This is a genomic window from Bdellovibrionales bacterium (assembly GCA_019750295.1).
GTDB lineage: Bacteria > Bdellovibrionota > Bdellovibrionia > Bdellovibrionales > JAGQZY01 > JAIEOS01.
Genome location: JAIEOS010000014.1, coordinates 24,072 through 44,886 on the forward strand (window position 1 = coordinate 24,072; position 20,815 = coordinate 44,886).

General features: G+C 48.4%; 18 protein-coding genes. 13 read left to right on the forward strand and 5 right to left on the reverse strand.

Going from position 1 to position 20,815, the window contains the following annotated elements:
* The first annotated feature begins 241 nt into the window (after nt 1-241).
* The 9 genes from purM to purF all read left to right on the forward strand — a co-directional run bounded on the left by purM (nt 242) and on the right by purF (nt 9,721).
* On the forward strand, nt 242-1,225 hold the full coding sequence (gene purM / locus K2Q26_04090) for a phosphoribosylformylglycinamidine cyclo-ligase (protein MBY0314672.1): 984 nt from the start codon (nt 242-244) through the stop codon (nt 1,223-1,225).
* A 1-nt stretch (nt 1,226) separates the two neighbouring features.
* A complete protein-coding gene (locus K2Q26_04095; GenBank protein ID MBY0314673.1) occupies nt 1,227-1,790 on the forward strand; it encodes a hypothetical protein in 564 nt (187 codons plus the stop codon).
* Nucleotides 1,787-2,911 carry a hypothetical protein gene (locus K2Q26_04100; protein MBY0314674.1) on the forward strand — a complete coding sequence of 375 codons (1,125 nt, stop codon included), beginning with the start codon at nt 1,787-1,789 and terminating at the stop codon, nt 2,909-2,911. The genes K2Q26_04095 and K2Q26_04100 overlap by 4 nt, the downstream gene beginning before the upstream one ends.
* 51 nt (nt 2,912-2,962) lie before the next feature.
* Nucleotides 2,963-4,258: an adenylosuccinate lyase gene (purB, locus tag K2Q26_04105; protein ID MBY0314675.1), complete on the forward strand. Its 1,296-nt coding sequence runs from the start codon at nt 2,963-2,965 to the stop codon at nt 4,256-4,258.
* Nucleotides 4,255-4,992 (forward strand): phosphoribosylaminoimidazolesuccinocarboxamide synthase, encoded by a 738-nt coding sequence (locus tag K2Q26_04110; protein MBY0314676.1) that lies wholly within the window; start codon nt 4,255-4,257, stop codon nt 4,990-4,992. Before purB ends, K2Q26_04110 begins: the two co-directional genes overlap by 4 nt.
* Nucleotides 4,985-5,242, forward strand: coding sequence for a phosphoribosylformylglycinamidine synthase subunit PurS (purS, locus tag K2Q26_04115; protein MBY0314677.1), 258 nt, complete (start codon nt 4,985-4,987; stop codon nt 5,240-5,242). The genes K2Q26_04110 and purS overlap by 8 nt, the downstream gene beginning before the upstream one ends.
* Nucleotides 5,239-5,883, forward strand: a complete 645-nt coding sequence (gene purQ, locus K2Q26_04120; GenBank protein MBY0314678.1) for a phosphoribosylformylglycinamidine synthase subunit PurQ — start codon at nt 5,239-5,241, stop codon at nt 5,881-5,883. The genes purS and purQ overlap by 4 nt, the downstream gene beginning before the upstream one ends.
* A 273-nt stretch (nt 5,884-6,156) precedes the next feature.
* Nucleotides 6,157-8,322, forward strand: a complete 2,166-nt coding sequence (gene purL / locus K2Q26_04125) for a phosphoribosylformylglycinamidine synthase subunit PurL (protein ID MBY0314679.1) — start codon at nt 6,157-6,159, stop codon at nt 8,320-8,322.
* Complete coding sequence (gene purF, locus K2Q26_04130; GenBank protein MBY0314680.1) at nt 8,306-9,721, forward strand: amidophosphoribosyltransferase; 1,416 nt, start codon at nt 8,306-8,308, stop codon at nt 9,719-9,721. The genes purL and purF overlap by 17 nt, the downstream gene beginning before the upstream one ends.
* A 91-nt stretch (nt 9,722-9,812) precedes the next feature.
* Here the strand turns inward: purF and K2Q26_04135 are convergent, their stop codons facing one another.
* The 5 genes from K2Q26_04135 to K2Q26_04155 form a co-directional block, all read right to left on the reverse strand.
* Nucleotides 9,813-10,409, reverse strand: a complete 597-nt coding sequence (locus K2Q26_04135) for a hypothetical protein (GenBank protein ID MBY0314681.1) — start codon at nt 10,407-10,409, stop codon at nt 9,813-9,815.
* Nucleotides 10,409-11,344 carry a hypothetical protein gene (locus tag K2Q26_04140; GenBank protein MBY0314682.1) on the reverse strand — a complete coding sequence of 312 codons (936 nt, stop codon included), beginning with the start codon at nt 11,342-11,344 and terminating at the stop codon, nt 10,409-10,411. Before K2Q26_04140 ends, K2Q26_04135 begins: the two co-directional genes overlap by 1 nt.
* 155 nt (nt 11,345-11,499) lie before the next feature.
* Nucleotides 11,500-14,064 (reverse strand): FtsX-like permease family protein, encoded by a 2,565-nt coding sequence (locus tag K2Q26_04145; GenBank protein ID MBY0314683.1) that lies wholly within the window; start codon nt 14,062-14,064, stop codon nt 11,500-11,502.
* Nucleotides 14,061-14,720, reverse strand: coding sequence for an ABC transporter ATP-binding protein (locus K2Q26_04150; GenBank protein ID MBY0314684.1), 660 nt, complete (start codon nt 14,718-14,720; stop codon nt 14,061-14,063). Before K2Q26_04150 ends, K2Q26_04145 begins: the two co-directional genes overlap by 4 nt.
* On the reverse strand, nt 14,717-15,319 hold the full coding sequence (locus tag K2Q26_04155) for an arylesterase (GenBank protein ID MBY0314685.1): 603 nt from the start codon (nt 15,317-15,319) through the stop codon (nt 14,717-14,719). The genes K2Q26_04150 and K2Q26_04155 overlap by 4 nt, the downstream gene beginning before the upstream one ends.
* A gap of 148 nt (nt 15,320-15,467) precedes the next feature.
* Here K2Q26_04155 and K2Q26_04160 point away from each other — a divergent pair, with 148 nt between their 5' ends.
* The 4 genes from K2Q26_04160 to K2Q26_04175 all read left to right on the forward strand — a co-directional run bounded on the left by K2Q26_04160 (nt 15,468) and on the right by K2Q26_04175 (nt 20,812).
* Nucleotides 15,468-16,889 (forward strand): S1 family peptidase, encoded by a 1,422-nt coding sequence (locus K2Q26_04160; GenBank protein MBY0314686.1) that lies wholly within the window; start codon nt 15,468-15,470, stop codon nt 16,887-16,889.
* 182 nt (nt 16,890-17,071) lie between these two features.
* Entirely contained in the window at nt 17,072-19,159 is a 2,088-nt protein-coding gene (locus tag K2Q26_04165) for a hypothetical protein (GenBank protein ID MBY0314687.1), read from the forward strand.
* Nucleotides 19,160-19,163: 4 nt separating this feature from the next.
* Entirely contained in the window at nt 19,164-19,973 is an 810-nt protein-coding gene (locus K2Q26_04170; GenBank protein ID MBY0314688.1) for a hypothetical protein, read from the forward strand.
* Nucleotides 19,970-20,812 carry a mechanosensitive ion channel family protein gene (locus K2Q26_04175; protein ID MBY0314689.1) on the forward strand — a complete coding sequence of 281 codons (843 nt, stop codon included), beginning with the start codon at nt 19,970-19,972 and terminating at the stop codon, nt 20,810-20,812. The genes K2Q26_04170 and K2Q26_04175 overlap by 4 nt, the downstream gene beginning before the upstream one ends.
* Nucleotides 20,813-20,815: the final 3 nt, after the last annotated feature.

The window sequence follows — 20,815 nt, forward strand, 5'->3', positions numbered from 1 at the left end:
GTAAAAGCGTCCGCCGCTCAAAAGCCAAATATTTAGGAGGAATCCATACGGTTTTTCGTAGCCTCAATTTATTGAGAGGGTGGGTGTTTTTTGGGCGGGGGCGAGGGGGATTGTTCGGTGCGTTGGGGGTGGGGGTGAGGTGATTTTTTCTTGGGTTTTTATGGCCATTATTCGGGTTTTGAATTAAGGTTGGAGGCCTCTCAAAATTTGTTGAAAATGTGTCTTAAATTTGGAGGTTTTCGTGGACTACAAATCGGCCGGTGTCGACATCGATAAAGGTGATGAGCTTGTGGATTGGATCCAGGAATCTTCAGGCAAGGGTCCTCACGAGGACAAGATGATCTCCGGGGTCGGTGGCTTTGCCTCGATCATGAAATTTGATTTTCCCGAAATGAAAGAACCCTGTTTAGTCAGCTCCACTGATGGCGTGGGCACTAAGTTAAAAGTAGCCGTCCACTTCGAAAGTTACGAAGGCATCGGGCAAGATCTCGTCGCCATGTGCGTAAATGATCTGGCCTGTTGTGGAGCAAAGCCGCTGTTTTTTCTGGATTACTATGCCACGGGAAAATTAGAACTCTCTCAAGCCAAACCTTTTTTGACGGGTGTTCGCAAAGCTTGTGACATCGTCGGAGCTCAACTTGTTGGCGGTGAAACGGCGGAGATGCCTGGCGTTTACCAAAATCGCGATTTCGATTGCGCCGGGTTTTCGGTGGGTGTGGTCGACCGAAAAGACATTTTGGGATCGCACAAAGTTCAAGAAGGCGATGTGGTCATCGGAATCTCAAGTTCGGGATTTCACAGTAACGGGTTTTCTCTTTTGCGAAAAGTTTTTGCTGAGGACATGGAGCGCTGGAAGAAGGAGTTACTTATACCGACCGCTCTTTATACTCCGCTCGTCGCCAAATTGATCCCTCTTGGAATTCATGCCTTGGCCAACATCACTGGCAGTGGAATGGAAAACATTCCTCGAGCTTTTCCCAAGGGACTTTCATTAAAGCTTAAAGATTGGACGTGGCCTGAACCCTTTATGGAAGTGCAGCGCCGGACGAAGTTAAGTAAAAAGGGCATGCTGCAAACGTTGAACTGTGGGATCGGGATGGTGGCCATTCTCCCCGCAGAGAAACGCAAAGATGTGGAAGCCCAAATTCAAGCGATGAATTTTAAAACTTATGATCTCGGTTTTTTAGAAAAAGGTGAGGAACCTTTAATTTATCCAGGAGAGTGATTTGACAACACGGGCATCGACCCCAAATCCTGCCCGTTGGGCGATCTTTGTTTCGGGACAAGGTTCTAATGCCGCCGAACTCATCGATGCGCGCGACGAACACGAAATCGCATTGATGGTTTCATCGAAAGCTCTCGCTCCCGCTCTTCTTCGCGCTCGCCGCGCCGGAATCGAAACTGTGATCATCGGAGCCAGGGTGAATTGGTCAGAGCTTCTTCAAATTCTCGAGCAAAAAAGAATCACCCATATTTTCCTTGCCGGCTTTATGAAGGTGATTCCTGTGGAGTTTTTAGAAAAGTGGAAAGGCCTGATCGTTAACATTCATCCGAGTCTTCTCCCTGAATATCCCGGGATGCAGAGTATATCCCGAGCTTACATGGATCAAAAGCCCGTGGGTGTGACAACTCATCATGTGACCTCCGAGGTGGATGGGGGCGAGATTATTCTTCAGTCTCCGGTGATGACGATGGCCGAGCAAATGCAATTAACTTTAGACGAAGTTCAGTTTCGAACGCACCTACGGGAGCACGAATTGGTGCAAATGACGATGGAGAAGTTAGGATGAAGCGGGATTTGATCGTTTTGACCGCCCACGGGCGAGGACAATGGCTGTGCGCTCAACTAGAGAAAACAGAATATAACTTTCAGGTGATTGATGTGAGCGCGAAGCTCGGTGATCGAACCGTCGAGGACCGATTAGGTCCCTTCGGATATTTTAAAGATCCCATGTTCGACATGAGCGATGAAAAGTGGCTTCACAGTCGGAGCGAAAAGCAAGAGCAGGGCTTTGCCATTTGGACGGATCAGGGTCTATTTGAATCGCACGGAATGTTGGCCAAGCATCAATGGGATCAGATGTCGATGCCGGTGCTTCAAGAGATGTTGACGTCACTCATGAGTGTGATCGACGATCCGTGCTTACCGCCGCTGATCACCGAAACCCGTTTACAATCTGCTTATTACGTTCCGACGATTGATGAAGATCCTTCAGAAAAAACGATCCTCATCGACGTCGACGAAGTGATCGAGTTTTCTGTTAACGGCCATATTAAAACGTTTACTTTTAGCGATCGGATTGAGGAGGCCGGGGTTCTTGCGAATTTTTTGACCTCCGCCGAGATCACTCATTTGTTCCCTTTTACGAGTAGTGATCTCCTCTTTGCCGAGCCGCTCGAAGCGAAAGCGGCCTGGCTGCGATCGACCGTCAAAGTCGACTCTCTGTTGAATTTGAGCGAAATCCCCCTCCAGACCTTGTTTATTCGCAATACGAGTCATCCATGGATCGAGGACAATGCTTGGGTTCTTAAGCGCCATGGGGGAGAGGGTGTCTTCTCCGTTTGGGTGAAGACCTGGTATAGCGTCTCCCGTGATCTTAGAGATCTGCAGTGGTTAGGAAACTCCGTGTGCGCCGCCCTCGAAGAATATTTTCCACACTCCAAGGTTACCATGACAGAGCCACTGTTTAATGATACGACGGCGCACAAGCCCCCGATGTACCCGATTTTCGACCGCGACGAGTGGGAACTTCAAAAGAAGTTCGTGGAGACCGGAGTGATTTTTGGTGGGCCTGAGAAGTGGCGGTCGTACTCCCTTCACGATCGTTTCGAACATGAGAAAAATGTTCTGGATCTCGTGAAAGGGGAACTGGGCGAAAGCAACGGTGGCGAACTCGCCCATCGCTTATAGGCAGAAACGGCGGCAGCGATTTGGCTTGCTGCCGGAATTGGGAGCGCACACGTGATTAAGAGATATACGCGAAAAGAAATGGGTGATCTTTGGACGGCAGAAGCTCGTTTTGAAAACATGCTTCAGGTCGAAAAAATGGTGGCGCAAGTCCAAGGTGAAATGGGCCTGATCCCCAAAGAGGCGGCCAAGGCCATCGTGGAGCGCGGAAGTTTTAATGTCGATCGTATTTTAGAAATCGAACAAACCACTCGTCACGATGTCATCGCTTTTGTATCCAACGTCGCAGAGACCATCGGACCTGAAGGACGTTATGTTCATTTCGGTTTGACCAGTTCGGATGTGCTCGACACCGCCCTTTCTTTACAGATCGTTAAAGCTTTTGAAGTTCTCGAAAAATCCTTGGGGCGTTTACTCCAGTCTCTTAAAAAGAAAATGATGGCCACGCAAGATTACATGTGTGCCGGTCGCACTCACGGGATGCACGCGGAGCCGACCACGATGGGTTATAAGCTCGCGGGCTTTGCCGCCGAGTTTGTTCGGCACCGCGATCGATTACAACAGGCCCGAAAGCAAATCGGTGTTGGAAAAATGAGTGGAGCCGTAGGCACTTACTCATTTCTTTCTCGAGAATTTGAAAGCGCCGCGTGCCGAGCGCTAAATTTGATCCCAGAAACTCTCGCCACCCAGGTGATTCCTCGAGATCGTCACGCCGAAGTGATGACCGCCTTGGCTTTGTTGGGCGGAGGCATCGAACGTTTAGCCATTGAGATCCGTCACATGCAGCGCACAGAGATGGGCGAAGCTTACGAGGGATTTGCTGCCGGACAAAAAGGGTCGAGTGCTATGCCTCACAAAAAGAATCCGATCGGGGCCGAGAATTTAACAGGTGCTGCGAGATTGCTACGCTCTTATGCGATGGCCGCTTTAGAAAACATCGCCCTTTGGCACGAGCGAGACATTTCGCACTCGTCGGTGGAGCGCGTGGCGTTTCCCGATGCTTTTATTCTCGCGGACTATGCCTGTGATCGAATGGCGAACATCATTGATCAGCTAGAGATCAACCAAGAGCAACTTTTAAAGAACATGGATATTTCGCAAGGGCAGTTATTTAGCTCCCATGTTTTACTCCACTTGGTGGATCAAGGGCTGTCTCGCGAAGACGCCTACGTGATTGTTCAACGATTGAGTCATGGCTTAATGCCAGGACAGCACCTTAAAAACGCGATCCTCGAAGATGGCGAAGCCAAAAAGCACTTTACGACAAGCGATGTGGCGTCGATCTTCTCTGGCGAAAGACATTTAAAAAATACCAAAGCGATTATTCAAAAAATTGGGGAGACGATATGAACTGGCAAAAAGCCGAACAGCTCTACGAAGGCAAAGCGAAAACAATTTTTGCGGTCCTTGGGGAGCCGAAACTTTTATTCCACGAGTTTAAAAATCAACTGACGGCATTTAATGCCCTCAAAAAAGCCGATCTCGAAGGCAAGGGCGAGCTCAATTGCCTGATGACCACGGCCATCTATAAGTTTTTAGAAAAGCGCGGAGTGATCACTCACTACGTGGGCTCTCCTTCATCAACTTCCTTAGTGACAAAGAAGCTGACCATGATTCCTTTGGAAGTGGTCGTGCGGAATGTGATGGCGGGATCCACAGCTAAAAAGTTCGGGATCGAAGAGGGAGTTTCTCTCGAAGCGCCCTTAGTCGAATTTTATTTTAAAAAGGACGAGCTCAATGATCCTTTTGTCAGTGATGATCAGGCGTTGTTTTTAAAAGCGGTGTCTTCGCAAAAAGATCTCGACACCTTAAAGACTTTGGCACTGACGGTGAATAAAAACTTAAGTGAGTTCTTTGCCAAATGCGGAATTCGTCTCATCGACTTCAAACTCGAATTTGGTAAAGACGCCGACGGAAAAATTATTCTTGGGGATGAAATCTCTCCCGACAGCTGCCGTCTTTGGGACAGCGAGACTCAAGAGAAGTTGGATAAAGATCGCTTCCGGCGCGATCTCGGGCTTGTGAAAGAAAAATATCAAGAAGTTTGGTCTAGAATTCAAAAGAATTGGAGCGAGTATGTCTAAATATAAAATGGGAATCCGAATCATGCCCCGCACCGAGGTCTTAGACACTCAGGGGCGCGCCGTGCAAATGACCGTCTCGAACATCGGCTACAGCGTGAGCGAGTGCCGCGTCGGTCGCTACGTGATGTTAGAGCTGGAGGCGAAAACTCCGGCCGAGGCAGAATCTCAAGCTAAAAAGATTTCCGAAGATGTTTTATGCAATATGCTCATTGAAACTTACAAGATTGATTCGGTTGAGGGGCGTCCATGAGTTTAAGAGTTGGAGTTCTTCGCTTTCCGGGGACCAACTGCGATTGGGACATCTGGAATGCGGTGGAGCAAAAAGGACATATGCCCAGCTGGCTCTGGCACGCGGATCGCTTCGAAGCGAAAGACTTCGATGCTTTTATTCTTCCCGGTGGTTTTAGTTATGGAGATTATTTGCGCTCCGGAGCGCTTGCGGCTCATGCCCCAGCGATGTCTTCCTTAAAAGAAGCTGCCCAAAGAGGCGCACCTATTTTTGGAATCTGTAATGGATTTCAGATTTTGTGCGAGGCGGGACTTTTGCCCGGAGCTCTTTTGAGAAACGAAGGGCGACGCTTTATCGATCAGCAGGTGGAGTTACGAATGGTCACTCCGCACTCGCTGTTTGGTAAAAGTCTTAAGCGTGATCAAGTTTTAAAAATGCCGATTGCCCATGCCGATGGTCGGTTTTATGCGTCGGAGGATGAGCTCAAGCGCATCGTTGATAATGAACAAGTGTTTTGTGTCTATAGCAGTAACCCCAATGGATCTGCACAGAGTATTGCCGGTGTGATGAATGCGAGCCGTAATGTGGTGGGAATGATGCCTCATCCGGAGCGGGCCATGAATGAGTGGATGGGGAGCAAAGACGGGTACGAATTTTTTTAGTGCCCGGGAATGGAATTATGAATTTGTTTTGTAAGTTCTTTTTGAAAGCAGCTCTTCGGGACGCGGGCTCCTTGCCCTCGCCCGTTTTTCCGACAGGAAGTCGGAAATCGCTTCACGCTAACGGGAGGTCCCTCCGAGCTTCTTTCAAAAAGAACTTACAAAACAAATTCATAATTCCGTTTCGTGGGATCTGTGAAAGTTCTGGGTTGCTGGGAGCTCGAGGGAGTTCGGGTTTGGTTGGAATTAATTTTCATTTATTTTTAGGAGTGTCAGATGTTGTCTGATGGTGAGTTGACGGCGAAGTTGAAACTTTATCGTTTGAATAACGAGGAGTATGCGAAGATTAAATCTTTGCTGGGGCGAGAGCCTCAGGGTGTGGAGTGGGCCTTGTTTTCTGCCCTTTGGAGTGAGCATTGTAGTTATAAGAGCTCTAAGGTTCATTTGAAGAAGCTTTTTGGAACTTCTCCCCGGGTGCTTCAGAGCTTTGGTGAAAACGCTGGGGTGGTGGATCTGGATGAGGGCGAGAAAGTGGCCTTTAAGATGGAGAGCCACAATCATCCGAGTTTTATTGAGCCTTACCAGGGGGCTGCGACCGGCGTGGGTGGGATTTTGCGTGATATTTTTACAATGGGTGCAAGACCTATCGCTCTGGCGAACTACCTTTGCTTTGGTGATCCTAAGGCTGCGCGCATGACGACATTGGTGGATGGAGTGGTTCGTGGGATTGGTGGCTACGGGAATTGCGTGGGTGTACCTACGATTACCGGGCAGACGCATTTTCACGAAAGTTATAACGAGAACATTTTAGTGAACGCCATGGCCGTCGGTTACTTCGGTAAAAATGATCCCATTTGTTTATCGCAGGCTAAGGGCGTTGGTAACTACGTCGTTTATGTTGGCGCAAAGACGGGTCGCGATGGAATCCATGGCGCCAGTATGGCTAGCGAATCCTTTGATGATGATTCGGCGTCGAAGCGTCCTACCGTGCAGATCGGTGATCCGTTCTTCGAAAAACTTTTGATCGAGGCGTGCCTCGAGGTGATGAAGCAAGATCTCGTCGTTGCCATTCAAGATATGGGTGCGGCGGGACTGACCAGTTCCACCTTCGAAATGGCAGAGAAGGGCGGCGTCGGTATCGAAATGAATTTGGACCAAGTTCCATTGCGCGATTCCACCATGTCTCCGGAAGACATTATGCTTTCGGAAAGCCAAGAGCGTATGCTTTTAATTTGCGAGCCGCAGAAAATTAAGCCCCTTCAGGACGTGTTTGCACGCTGGGGCTTAGACGCCTGTATCATCGGAACGGTGACCGAAGGGTCTAACGTTCGCTTGCGCTGGCACGGAGAGACTCTCACCGACATCGATCCAAAACTCATTGTCGGCGAGGCGCCTCAGTATCAACGTCCTTACGAAAAACTTCCTCGCGAGTTTTCGACCAAGAAAGCTCCGGTTTCTTTCGGGAACACCAAAGACACATTTAAAAAAGTCATGTCGACCATTCACTCGGGAGCGCGCGAATGGATTTATAAACAATACGATCAACGTGTCGGTGCGAGCACCGCGCGCGATTGCTCCGATCCTGTGGGGGTGGTGCAGCTCAAAGAATCAAAACGCGCCTTAGCTGTCACTTTAGGTTGTCGCCCGCACGTGATGCGCCAAGATCCGTTCTGGGGTGGTGTGGACAGTGTGGCTCATCCTTCGCTGCAAATGGCGATCATGGGCTTTGAGCCTTTGGCGGTCACAGATTGCTTAAACTTCGGGAATCCCGAAAAAGTCGAAACCATGAGCCAGTTTGTGGCGTCTCTCGACGGCATGAACCAAATGTGTCGATGCCTCGTCACTCCGATCATCAGTGGTAACGTGAGCTTCTATAACGAAACTAAAAATAAAAACGTCTCTCCCACTCCGAGCACGGGGATTGTTGGTCTAAGACCGTCCATGGAAAATATTCCGCAGAGTTATTTTAACGATCGCTGTTATGTGTATACAATCAACTGGAGCGAAGGGTGGACTTCTGGAATGATGAGCGAAATCAACCGCGCACCCTATGATGGATATCTTCCCGAGGGGATCGAAGGCTTCGATCAGTTTATTAAAATGTCCACGGCGTTAGGTCGCACGAACTTGATCGAAAGCGCGCGAGTGGTGGGTAAGTTTGGTCTGATGTACGCTCTCACTCGAATGTCCCTGAAGGGCATCGGAGCTAAGATCGAATGCGATCAAGACTTCTTTGTAGAGCCGATGTACCAGGTGGTGGTCACCACCCGATTCCCGCAGCGTTTAGAAGAGTTTTTTGCAAAGAACTCCTTTACGAATTTTAAGAAAATCGGAACCACTCAAAAAGATCGTCTCGAGTGGAAAGACATCAACATGACGACAGAAGACTTAAAGCAGCAGTATCTTAAATCCTGGGAGGATCATTTTGCAGTCTTGGCGTGAAGAATGTGCCGTCTTTGGAATTTGGAATCATCCGGAAGCGAGCCGCTTGTCGTATCTCGGTCTCTATGCGCTTCAGCATCGCGGCCAAGAGGCTTCGGGGATTTTAAGTCTTCATGAAAAGCTGCATATTGAACATAAAGGCTTCGGTCTTGTGGCCGATGTGTTTAGTGAAGAGAGTTTGGATCGTCTTAAAGGGAATTCCGCCATTGGCCATAATCGGTACTCGACCACCGGCGAGAATGAGCGCTTTAACATTCAGCCTCTCAAAGCCAACTTGATGACCGGCCCTGTGGCCTTAGCCCACAACGGAAATATTGTGAACAGTGCCGAGATTCGTAACGAACTCAAGTCGAACGGAAGTATCTTCCAGGGGACCAACGATACCGAAATATTATTGCACTTGATCGCGCGCAATCGCAGCACCGATTTGATCGAATGCCTCACGCAGGAGCTTCCCAAGTTAGATGGTGCGTTTAGTTGTGTGATGCTCTCTCATGATAAGATGATCGGTATGCGCGATCCCAATGGCTTTCGCCCGCTGGTGTTGGGGAAACTCAAGCACGACGCCGGGGTGGCTTGGGTTCTGGCTTCGGAAACCTGTGCTTTTGATTTGATTGGCGCCGAGTATGTGCGCGAGATCGAACCCGGTGAAATCTTCTGGTGCGACGAAAAAGGCGCTTACACCACTCACTTTAAAACGGTGGAAAATAAAACGCCGTGTGTGTTTGAGCACGTCTACTTTGCTCGTCCAGATTCTCGAGTCTTTGGGCGTAGTGTTTACGAGGCTCGTAAAGAGCTCGGTCGTGTGCTCGCTCGTGAGTGTCCGATTGAAGCCGACATCGTTATTCCGGTTCCAGATAGCGGTGTGCCGGCCGCCTTGGGATATTCTCAAGAGAGCGGAATTCCATTTGAACTCGGGATTATTCGTAACCATTACGTCGGACGAACCTTCATCGAGCCGAAGCAAAGTATCCGAAACTTTGGTGTTAAAATTAAATTAAATCCTCAGATCGAGATTCTTAAAGGAAAGCGCGTGATCGTGGTGGATGATTCCATCGTTCGCGGAACCACGAGTAAAAAGATCGTGGGTCTTGTTCGTGCTTTTGGCGCCAAGGAAGTTCATTTAAGAATTGCCGCTCCACCAACAGTGAGTCCGTGCTACTACGGTGTAGATACTCCGCAAAAATCAGATCTCATTGCGGCGAACAATAATATCGAGCAGATTCGGGAATTTGTCGGAGCGGACACATTGGGTTACACGTCTCACGAGGGCTTGATCAAAGCCGCTCAGAGCGAAACCACAAAAACATTTTGCTCGGCCTGTTTTTCAGGAAAATATCCCACCGGCCTCTACTCCTGCCCCCGCGAGGGCATCGTCACTTCATCCACGGTAAAGTAAAAGGTACGCCGTTCAATTCCCAGACACAAAAAGTCATAAACCAAATATTGGTTTATGACTTTTTGTGTCTGGGAATTGAACGGCGTACCTTTTATTTTCTGATGCTTTTGATGACGGAGTGGATTTCGCGCACTTGATCAGTGCTTTGCTCTTCCATGGCCACGTAGACCGGGTTCAACGACGGGTGATTTGCGCCTAAACGGCGGGCGTAGTTTAAACAGACAATTTGCACTTGAGCGGCCGTCGGCGAGCTCACGTTGGAGCATTTATCCAAAGCCTCCATCAGTTTTTCGGCCTGAGCGATGTTCTTCACTTGTTTATAAAGCAAACGAATTCTTTCGCCACTAGCGATCACGCTGGGGGGAGTGACATGGGGATTGCGGATCACTTCGTCGCGCATGCGATCAACACTGGTAAGTTTTAATGCTCTTAAATCCTTTTCGAACTGGCGGTCTTCTTCCAGAGTTACGGATTCATTCACGGGATCCGTTTGGGAAGATTTTGGCGTCGGGGGCACCGGCGGTGGTGGAACTGGTTTTGTCGGCCCTTCTTGGGGAACGGGGGGAGGGGCGGTGACCGCTCCCGGAGGTGGGGGTTGAGGTCCTCGTCGCGGAGCAAAGAACATAAAGTACAGGCTCATGGCGAAAGCGAGAAGGAAACAGGCTACAATGATTTTTTCTTTTTTCATCAAAACTCCGTGTGACTCATATCTGGCGATGTCGTTTGCATTAACATCTTAAAGTTTTCTGGAATGCGATACAAGGCGCTTCCGATGTGGGTCTCGATTTGTTCGATCTCTTCCGGATTCATGTTGGAGTTGATGGTGGCGTTGATCAGGTAGATGGCTTGCACCCCGTAGGCATTCCACACCGATTTGTCGCAGGCATACACTCCCTCCAGTTGAGATCCTTTGGGGCACTGGACATGCATGTGTGAGCACTGCGCCTGGGGGGCATTGATCTTCGCCAGAAAGTCGTCGATCGACTGAGCCACCTGGGCTTGTGCCACATGATTGGCGGAAAACCCTCCTGTGCAGTCCGAGTGTCTCCCCTCATGGACGATGATCGAAAGGCGGGGCAACAGAGGATTCGGTATGGTTTTCCCTTGGATTTTATACGTCGGTGCGTAGTGCTTGGACAGCGAGATCACGCCCGCTCGGGTGGATGCGAGCGGAAAATCCCCCGCCCGCGTGATGAGCGTCGGAACGGTGCCATTCACTTGGCCGAGCAACGCGTAAGCCGCGCCAATGTTCGAAGCCATTGTGACACCCTTTTCCTCATCGATGTTGAAATGATTCAGTCCATCGCTCAACCAATTTACGAAAGTGAGTGGGCGGTCGCTGGAAATTTTCGCATCCTCGAGATCGCTCTCGTTGAGAGCCACACGAACTCTGTCCTTGAGGTAATTCAAGACGACCTGCTGATTCCGTCCGTCAAAAACACTCAAGAAGGCTTTCGAAAAGTAGGAATGCTCCGGTATAGATTTATAGTAGGTGACGTTGGAAATACTTTGAATGTCGGCCGCGTACAAGTCTTTGGGAGCGAGTGGGGCCGAGGATTTGTTGCTCTTTCCGCACGAAAGTATCAAAAGACTTATGAGAATAATTAGCAGTGATCGTGACATTTATTTCTCCTGGAATGTGGACTTTATATAAAGCCCGATCGGGAAAGTATTCCTTTCTTTCTGAGAAACGCAATGCGGCCACTGGATCGCTGGGTGCGATGCACGGGCCAAGAAAATTCTCCCAAGCTCGAGAGGGCTCACCACGATAAAGTTTCTTAGTTGCCGCTGAGGAGCTCCGAAGCCGAAACATTCATGGCCGAGCGAATCGACCAATACGTCACGCTCACCGCTGAGATCAGAACGATGGCAAATATGGCGACCGGTTGGGTCCAGCTAAAGGCCCACGACTTATCTAAAAGTTGCCACGCGAAGACGTAGCTCGTGACGAAGCTCATTAGCATTCCAAAAATGCTCGCCAAAAAGGCGATGGCTCCGTAATTCCAAAGGAAACTGAGGCTGATGGTTTTTTGGGCGGAGCCCATGGATTTAAGCAGTCCGATGTCCCAGCGTCGAGCCAAGGCATTGTTGTGAGCGATGGAGTAGAGAACCAACAAGCCAACTAAGAGGCAAACGTAGGCCATCAGTGTGAGTGCTAAGCTCATTTGATCAATAATTCCTTTGAGTCTTTGCACCAATTGAGTGACGTCGACCATGGAGACGTTGGGGAGTGTCTCGACAATTTGATTTTGGAGTTCGGTTTTTTTCTCGGGGGTCAGATGGGGAAGTGTCGCTAAGAATGTTTTTGGGGCGCCCTCGAGAAATCCTGGCTGAAAAACAATAAAAAAGTTCGGTTGAAATGTCGTCCATTTGACCTTGCGAAGATTCACGATGCGTCCTTTGACGGGAATGCTTTGAATGTCAAAGGTGAGAGTATCTCCGATCTTGAGCGAGAGCCGTTCGGCAAAGCGATACTCCATGGAAATTTGCGCGAGGCCGTCGTCGCCGCTGTTTTTGGCGACGGTAAATTCAGGGGTAAATTCATGTCCTTCGAGAAGAGTTTCGGACGGTGTTAAGCCTGAGCGATAAGAGAGATTAAAGCCGCGATTGCGAAAACGCATTTCGTTTTCCTCCTCACGGGTGCCTTGAACTTCTCCTTTGCCTTTATCAAAGGGCTTGTCGTTCACTTCGGTGAGGCGAGCCCGAATCATTGGAGAAACTTGATCGGGATCTAGCGAGTTGTTGCGAAGGATACCTTTGAGCGCGTCGACTTGATCCTCCTGAATATCAAATAGAAAGAGGCTGGGGAGAACCGAGGTGTTGGGATCCTCGATCTCTTGTTGAATCGAATATTGAATTTGCGGAATGACATTGAGTAAAAGCACACCAAGGCCCATGGCCACAAATGACGACACGGTCGATGCTTTGAGGCGGGTGAGATCTCGCAAGCCCCAAAATAGAGCCAAAGAGGTCGGACGAGATTGAATCTTCCACGCCACGATTTTCATAAAACCATAGGACAGCCCGTATAGAAAAAGCGCCGAGGCCACAAAGGACGCCAAGAAAATATGGGACACTTGATAGGAGTGGGAGACGAGAATCGTGAGCGCATAAAACAGGATGGCGGCGGGGATCGTAAAGAGTAAAATTTCAACTAAGGAGCGTCGATGCTCAAACGTCTGTCTTGAAAAAAGCAGGGCGGGGGAGACCTGGGTGATTTGATAAAGTTGTGGAAAGCATAAGAGTAAACTGCCGGTGGTTCCCAGAATAAAACTGATCAGTAACGTTCGGGATTGGAGCACAAAGGTCAATTCGAAGGGGAAAAGTCCCGACAGGGAGGATATCAAAAGGGGTAAGATAAGAGTGGCCACGGCCAGAGAAATCACCGCCGAGATCACCCCGAGAATAATCAGTAGACCGGTATAGATGCCTAAAGCTTGGCGCACCGTCATGCCGAGACTGATAAGAATGGCGATGTCTCGTTGTTTGGACCGGAAATACCCTTGAGAAAGATAGCGGCCACCCATGGCCGCCAAGAATAAACCGATGAGAGACGTGAGTCCCAAAAAATCGTTGAGATAAGACAGCAGACGTCCCACCTGTTCACTTGAGTTTTTGTGAGTCGTGACTCGCAAGTCTCCGTCTGGCGTTTTCTCGAAAACATTTTTTCGCAATTGTTCCAGCTCGTCGTCGGACTTTCCTGGAATTTTAAAGAGGGTGCTGCGAGTGGCGATAGTGCCCGGGAGTAGCAGTTGGGTGCTCTCGATATTTTTATGACCGATGTAAACACGGGGAGCCATGTTGGTGCCGATTCCGGCGGCGGAGTCATTTTCGACCGTGCCTATAATCTTGAAGGTTTCGCTCCCGATCCGAATGGGATCTCCTTCGGAAATTTTGAACTGACTTAGAATTTCTGGATAAACCCAAGCCACTAATCCTGTATTTAATTCCGCGGCGGAATGCTCTCCGGACTTAAAAATAATTTTACCATAAAAGGGATAAACGTCTTCGATGGCCACCAGTTGAGTGAGGCGACTGGAGTTTTCTTTTGTGGCCTTCGAAACCATGGTGAACAGTTCGATAGTCTCGGTGGATTGAACTTCTGTTTGCGCCAAGGATTTCACGATATTTTTTTCGGCTTCGGTGATCTCGCGACGGGCCGAGAGCGCTAAATCCGCCCCCAAAACATCTCGCGATTTTTGCTCGAGAGTATGATCAATGGAATTTTGAAATCCATCAATGGCGACGTAGCCCGAGAGTCCCAGGGCAACGTTCAGGACAAACAACAGCGAAAAGCGATGATTGTTTTTGATTTCGGCAAAAATGTACTTAAAGATTTTCACAGAAAGCGGCCCTGCTGCAAATGCATCTGTCTCTGGCAACGTTTGGCGAGTTCAGAGTCGTGAGTGACTAATAGTAAAGTGGATTTTCGCTTTTCGACGAGGTCGAAAAGTAAATCCATCACTTTAACTCCTGTCTGATAGTCGAGGCTTCCGCTGGGTTCATCCGCGAGAATCAACATGGGCTCTTTCACTAAGGCGCGAGCCATGGCCACGCGCTGGCTTTCCCCACCGCTCAGCTGAGACGGCAGATGATGTTGGCGATGCCCCAACCCCACGGAATCCAGAGCGGCTTTCGCCTTATCGATGGGGTTTGGGTCTTTAAGAATCTCTAACGGTAAGCAAACGTTTTCAAGAGCTGTGAGGTGTGGCGTCAGATGGAACTGTTGAAAAATTATGCCGATGTCCTTGGCGCGCACGGCGGCGAGTTCGGGGGGAGAGAGTTGAGAGAGATTTTTTTTATTGATCGAAACCGATCCCTCGCTGGGCAAATCGAGGCCTGCGATTAAAGACAGCAGCGTGGTTTTTCCACTTCCCGATGCGCCAACGATGGCCACCGTTTCTCCGGGCTGCAGTTGAAGATCGACTCCAGCGAGGGCGACCACCGTCGTTTCTCCTTGCTGGTACTTTTTCTGTAAATTTTCGGCATTTAATATCATAATTCTTTTTGCACGATGGGAAGCATGCGCTCGGCTATCACTTCGTGACCTTTTTCGTTGGGATGGATTCCGTCGGCTAAATTTAATTCCTTCTTCATGGCGACGCCTTCTAGAAGAAACGGCATCAGTGTCACTTTATATTTTTGAGCCAAGTCGGTGAACGTGGCGGCGTACTGCTTGCGATAATCGTCCCCGTAATTTTGCGGCATCATCATTCCCGTGAGGATGACTTTCAGTTTATTTTTTTGAGCGAGCTCGATTGCTTTTGCTAAATTTTCGTAGGTGCTTTTGGGTGGAAGACCCCGCAAGCCATCATTGGCCCCGAGTGCGAGAATTAAAATATCGGGCTTCGATTTGAGCTGCCAAAGCAGACGAGACTCTGCGCTCGCGGAGGTGGAACCACTGCTTCCCGCATTGATCACTTTGACATCTTTTTTTGCAGTTTTTAATTTTTGCTCCAGGATCGCCGGGTAGGCCTTCTCCATCGCAATTCCGTAGCCTTCGGTGAGGGAGTCTCCGAGAGCGACAATAGTTTTTGTGGCGGCTATCGTGGATAGTGGGAGCAACAGAAGGCTGAGGGCTGTGATAAAGATTTTCATGGAGATAGAATGCCACATTCCGATCCCACTGTCGCGACCGACCAGCGTTAAAACTCAACCCTCTCGTCGCCCCTGGGAGAGACCAGCGGCCTCGCGGTTTTTTTGACCCTGAATTCAGGCATCTTTCTTGTAATGGAAGGTGGGTAGTATGCGTCGACTTTCCCTATTGGTCTTAATAAGCCTGAGTGTCTTCAATTTTGCTTGTTCTAAGCAAAAAACGTCACCCACTTTACAATTCGAAACTCGCGAAGAGGCCCTCAAGGTTCTCAATGGGGATCAAGTTCGTTGCGAGAATGCAGATTGCCCAGAGGCCGTTGGTGCGCTGTACATTATGCATAAGATAAATCCCACAGGTCGCGGATATACTTACCAGATGGGTCTTTGTTCGGGCACTTTGGTGAGTCCCAATCAAGTTCTCACCAATCGACATTGTTTCGATGATATCGCATCCGAGGGCGAAGATTTGCGGGCACGGGGGGTGGATTTGCAGATGAAGTTCCCCGCCGTCAATGGAAAGGGATTTTTCGCGGTTCGAGGTCGGCGCATCCTCAAAATGTCAAAGAAAGGGAGTCGAAGCATGACGCCGGATTGGGCGCTCGTGGAGCTCGATTCTCCTGTTCCTCGTAAGCCCTCCGACATGGCCTCGCTTGCTTTTAATGATGAAATTCAAGTTCAGCAGCCTCCGGTGCAAGTTTTTCCAGTATATTTCGATAAAAGCGTAAAGCCTATCTTTGGCCTCGTAAAATCAGTGAGTTGTCAGCTGAAGTCCAACGACAACTTTAGTATCTTTTCGTTTACTGGGGACAGTGCCATCTTTAATATCGAGCAGTGTTCGGAGCCTATCGTGAAGGGAAATTCCGGGTCTGGATTATTTCTTAAGGAAAACGCAAAGCTTCTTGGTGTTGTCGCGATGACGGGCGGAACTGTCGCCTATGGAACCATGGCCTCTTGCGTACCGTCTCTTTCTGAAAATTCAAGATCCTGTTATTTTTCGGAGGATGAAGCCTACGGACGCGTGGCCAACTCGATGAGTTTTGCGTCGGCCACCTATCGCTCTCAAGTGATGGATCTGGCGCGAACTTTAGATCGTTCTAAATTTTCCGCGTTTCGATGGCAAGACGAGGCATTATCGACACGCCTCCAAAATATTCAACCCGAATGGACTAGCCCATGGCAATCGTTGTCGGCTTATTTAGAGCAAAAGAATGCAGATCGACTGCGACGCCAGTTTGCGATTTCAATTTTACGAGTCTATTTTCCCAATATTCCGTCCTGCGTGGTCGAATCCGCAATTCTTCCCCGGATGAGTTTGCCTGTTGTTAAAATCAATTGGACTTTCGTGTATGGTTACGAGGGCTCTCGAACCGTTTGGAGAGATTGGAAAGAGGTCACTCACCCCGACGGATCATCGAATTTTCATACGACGCGCTGGGATCGTCAGGATCTCAAAATAGAAACCGTCGAGACGCAAACAAAAAAAGAATCGGCTTTTGTGAGCTTCGAAGGAGAGATGAACAATTCCTTGGAGCCGTTGAAAAAATTTAGAATTCGACTTCCCGTTTGTAAATAAACTATCCCTACTCACTCAATTTTCCTTTTAAAGGCGGAACGTTTTGCCTCGGTGAAAACGCAAGCTCTGAAGCCTATTTGTTGAGCAAGAAAATCCGCGAGAATACTGTTTGACGAGACGTAGGTATGTGAGGACAATCTATTTTGGGGTTTGAAGATGGATTTTCAAGCAAAGGGTTGTAAATGCGTTTAGTTCTCGTGGGTGGCGGACTCAGTCATCTTACATTTGTTCGTCAATATGCAAAATATGCGTCTTTTGAGCACGACATTATTCTTGTGAATAATGAGTCTCACGTGATTTTTGAGCCGCTCTTAAATGATGTGGTCAAAGGCGACCTTCCATTATCGGCCGCCAGTATTGATTTACGAAAAATCTGTATGCTCTCCGGCGTCAACTACATCCAGGCCGAGGTGGCGGGATTGGATCTCGAGAAAAAACTCATCAAGTTTGCCGATCGAGCCAGTCTACAATTCGACGTCATCTCTATCGATAATGTTTTAGATCATGGCGAAACTCCAGAGCATTTATTTTTTATCAATAATCCCACCGCGTTTATGAAGAAGCTTCAAGAGTTCCGCTCGGGAGTCGAAAAGGTGCGTCCCAATCCGCTCAACGTCGCGGTATTGGGTGATGATGAGATGGCGATGAACATCAGCTTAACTTTAGCGCCGCTACTGCGGCAGTTCTCGCCGAAACTCAAGTGGGAAATATTTACTCCCAACGCTTCGGTTCTTCCCCATTACACGGGTAAAATTCGCCGTTGTGTTGAGAAAAATCTAAAAAAAGCAGACATACTTTATCACACAGACTTCGAAGTCGAAGACATCACTCATAATCTGTTAAAAGATAAAAACTCGAAGCGCACTTTCGAGGCCGATGTGGTTTTTGTATCGAGTGATGTGAAGCCGCCACAATGGTTGGTGGATTCCGGTCTTCCGATCAATTCCCATGGTTTTATCGAGACGCACGGGAACTTTTTGGTCAAAGGTTTCCCGCAGGTTATTGCATTTCCGGGGATTTCGCGCGACCGCTGGGTAGATTCCGTGGCGATGGGCGAAAACTTAAATGCCATGCTTTGGAGCAAAGCTCCGCAAAAGAAAATCTATTCCAGCGTCTTTAAAAAGAATCAATACATGTTACCCAGTCAGCGCATGGTCACGACGCGCTGGGGAGTGACGGTGGTGAGTGATAAGAAGTGGCAGGAGCGGAATATTATTCTCCGTGATCGTGTCGATGAGCTCCGTGGGATTCGCGAGCAGAAGGTGGCGCAATTGCACCCTCAGGTCGAAGACTCTGGATTTGTCGAACTTCTTAAAAAACGCTTAGAGTTTGATATAGATCCGACCATCTTAAAGTCGATATTCGAAGAGAATTTAAAAAAGTCCTGTAGCTTTGATAGCTGGTTCGAAAAAGAATATCGCGATGTTTTCAACGACCATTACTTGTCGAGCTATCATACTGGGCTCGACATGATGGACATGGGCTATACCGCAGCGGGAGAGCCCCAGTTTTTGCGCCTCTACACGAGTGCTCCTAGCAACATGAAAGACGTCGAGATTTTAAGTCAGATCATCATCGGAGCCCATCGTGCCTGCAAAGATCGTATGGAGTTGCGTCTTCATATTTGTAGCCAGGCGATGAATGCGGTGCAATTCTCTTTGGGTTATCTTTCTCACGAAAAAAATAAATTCGAACCGAACAATAAAGTTTATATCGCGTTGACTCGTCCCTTAGGACTTTACGGCCTGCTTTCACAGCAAGGAAAAGACATTTGGGAAGGTCAATGGATCAATGATGTTTGGTCGAAAATCAATCAGCCGCAGACGTATCTGAGTGCCTTTTTGCAACAGCATGGAAAAGATGTTGCGGTTCAAGCCATTGATGAAGACGGATTGATCAACGGAATTGTTCAGCAGTTGGGAAGTGAAGGTTGGAGATTTTATCTCAATCTCCGTCGTCTTCCGCGTTGGCCAGGGGTAGATCAGTTACTAAAAACAAATCCCAAGGATCCTTTGATTCAGCGCAACTGGCGCAAGGGTTTTAAATACTGGAGCGGGCAGGGAGAAACCATTCCTGAATCTCAGTATTTGCTTTGGGAGCCTCATCTGGTTCGAGGTCCTTCGTGTATGTTTATCAATCCCGATGTCGCCAGTGAGTTGGCGCAAAGTTTAGAGGAAGATTTTGGGATTCATGTGACGTTCATAGGTTTCGCGGAGATGACGTCCTCCAAAGAGCAAACTCAATATAAACTTTCGGATTGGGAGCTCTGATTCGATGACCGATTTAGCTTCGGAACTTAAAATTTTTCGAAATCCCTTTAAGTTAGACGAAGGCAAGAATCTCCATCTCCGCTTTGGTCCGATGGATTTGTATATGGGGCATTTCCATCAAGAGTGGCGCGTGAGTTGGAGCACAACGAACGAGTACACCGATAATTCTTTTCGGTTGGATCATGATTACACGGGGCCGATCCCCGATGTTTTTTCCTCTGAAAAGCGTTACACCTACTCTCGTCAGACCAATTCTTTTGTTAAAATGACACCGGTTCTTGGAGATTTAGCCTACGTCGCTAAACCCTCTAAGCCTTTGATGGTTCTCCCCGGAGAGACAGTCAAAATTTTTATGAGCACTCCACTCTTTTTGCGTTTGGAATCGGAGAATCCCTACAATCTCATCGAGGAAATCCCCATCTTGCAAAGTCCTAAAACCTGGTTTGGTCAAAATACCATTACCGGGGAGGTCTGCTATTCCACACGAATCAAGGCGGTTCTGGATAAAAAAGATTTAACCTATCGTCCTTACCGCGCGGTTTCGCAATTGATTATTGATAATCGGGGTTCGAATCCTTTGCATGTGGAAAAATTAAAAGTACCATCGCCTTACCTGGCGCTCTTTCAAAACGACCAGGGCGAGTTTATCACCAGTGTGATTCAATACATTCGTCATCCCTCGGGAGAGATTCGAACGGTGGATGTGCTGGATCCTCAAGATGGGGAAGAATTATTTTTTATGTCGGGTCCACGACTGCGCACTGATCATTCCCTTTTGGATCCTATTGCCCACTTCTTTGGCGGTAAAATATGAATTTAAGTTTTCTCGAGAACGAATTAGATCCACAGGTCGCAGAAATTCTGATTCGCATAGGTAAAGTCTTGATCGTCCTGTTGGTTGGGTTTTTGATCAGCCGAATTCTTAACTTTTGGATCCTGTTAGTGTATCGAAATTCGGTGGATCGCCAGCGTCTGTTTATTTTGCAAAAGCTTTCCAAATACTCATTAGCGATCGTTACAGCTTTGCTGGTTTTAAAAATCTTTGGCGTGGATTTTAAATCGATCTTTGTGGCGGCGGGAGTATTATCGATTGCTCTCGGTTTTGCGGCGCAAACGTCGGTGTCGAATTTGATCAGTGGTTTGTTTTTAATTTTCGAAAAGCCCTTCATCGTTGGAGATTTTATTGAAGTGGCCGAGAACAAGGGTGAGGTCCTGAGTATCGACTTGCTGTCCATGCGGATAAAGACCACCAATAATCTATTGGTGCGCGTACCGAACGAGTCGGTGATGAAGTCCACGGTGATTAATTATAGCCACTTCCCCATTCGTCGATATGATTTGATTTTTGCCGTATCGTACAAAGAAGATCTGGAAAAAATCCGCCGAATCGTCATGGACATCGTCGAGAACAATCCCTACTGCTTAGATGCTCCCGATCCCGTCTTCACGGTCGAAAAAATGGCCGATTACTTCCTCGATATCAAAGTGGGAGTGTGGGGCGAAAGTAAAAACATTCTCAACCTGCAAACCACTTTCTGCCAAGATATGCGCAGCGCCTTCATCCGCAACAACGTAGAGCTCCCGCAAAGATCCCTGCGCCTCGAGATGAACCCCTTTGCCACACCTCCTACAAACACGCAGGTTCCGCCGTAGGGT

Excerpts from the sequence above, each read along its gene's own strand:
- K2Q26_04160 (MBY0314686.1), top strand. The coding sequence starts at position 15,468 with ATGCGTCGACTTTCCCTATTGGTCTTAATAAGCCTGAGTGTCTTCAAT.
- K2Q26_04175 (MBY0314689.1), top strand. The coding sequence starts at position 19,970 with ATGAATTTAAGTTTTCTCGAGAACGAATTAGATCCACAGGTCGCAGAA.
- K2Q26_04110 (MBY0314676.1), top strand. The coding sequence starts at position 4,255 with ATGAACTGGCAAAAAGCCGAACAGCTCTACGAAGGCAAAGCGAAAACA.
- K2Q26_04140 (MBY0314682.1), bottom strand. The coding sequence starts at position 11,344 with ATGTCACGATCACTGCTAATTATTCTCATAAGTCTTTTGATACTTTCG.
- K2Q26_04150 (MBY0314684.1), bottom strand. The coding sequence starts at position 14,720 with ATGATATTAAATGCCGAAAATTTACAGAAAAAGTACCAGCAAGGAGAA.
- K2Q26_04155 (MBY0314685.1), bottom strand. The coding sequence starts at position 15,319 with ATGAAAATCTTTATCACAGCCCTCAGCCTTCTGTTGCTCCCACTATCC.
- K2Q26_04170 (MBY0314688.1), top strand. The coding sequence starts at position 19,164 with ATGACCGATTTAGCTTCGGAACTTAAAATTTTTCGAAATCCCTTTAAG.
- K2Q26_04135 (MBY0314681.1), bottom strand. The coding sequence starts at position 10,409 with ATGAAAAAAGAAAAAATCATTGTAGCCTGTTTCCTTCTCGCTTTCGCC.
- purQ (MBY0314678.1), top strand. The coding sequence starts at position 5,239 with ATGAGTTTAAGAGTTGGAGTTCTTCGCTTTCCGGGGACCAACTGCGAT.
- K2Q26_04100 (MBY0314674.1), top strand. The coding sequence starts at position 1,787 with ATGAAGCGGGATTTGATCGTTTTGACCGCCCACGGGCGAGGACAATGG.
- purS (MBY0314677.1), top strand. The coding sequence starts at position 4,985 with ATGTCTAAATATAAAATGGGAATCCGAATCATGCCCCGCACCGAGGTC.
- purL (MBY0314679.1), top strand. The coding sequence starts at position 6,157 with ATGTTGTCTGATGGTGAGTTGACGGCGAAGTTGAAACTTTATCGTTTG.
- K2Q26_04165 (MBY0314687.1), top strand. The coding sequence starts at position 17,072 with ATGCGTTTAGTTCTCGTGGGTGGCGGACTCAGTCATCTTACATTTGTT.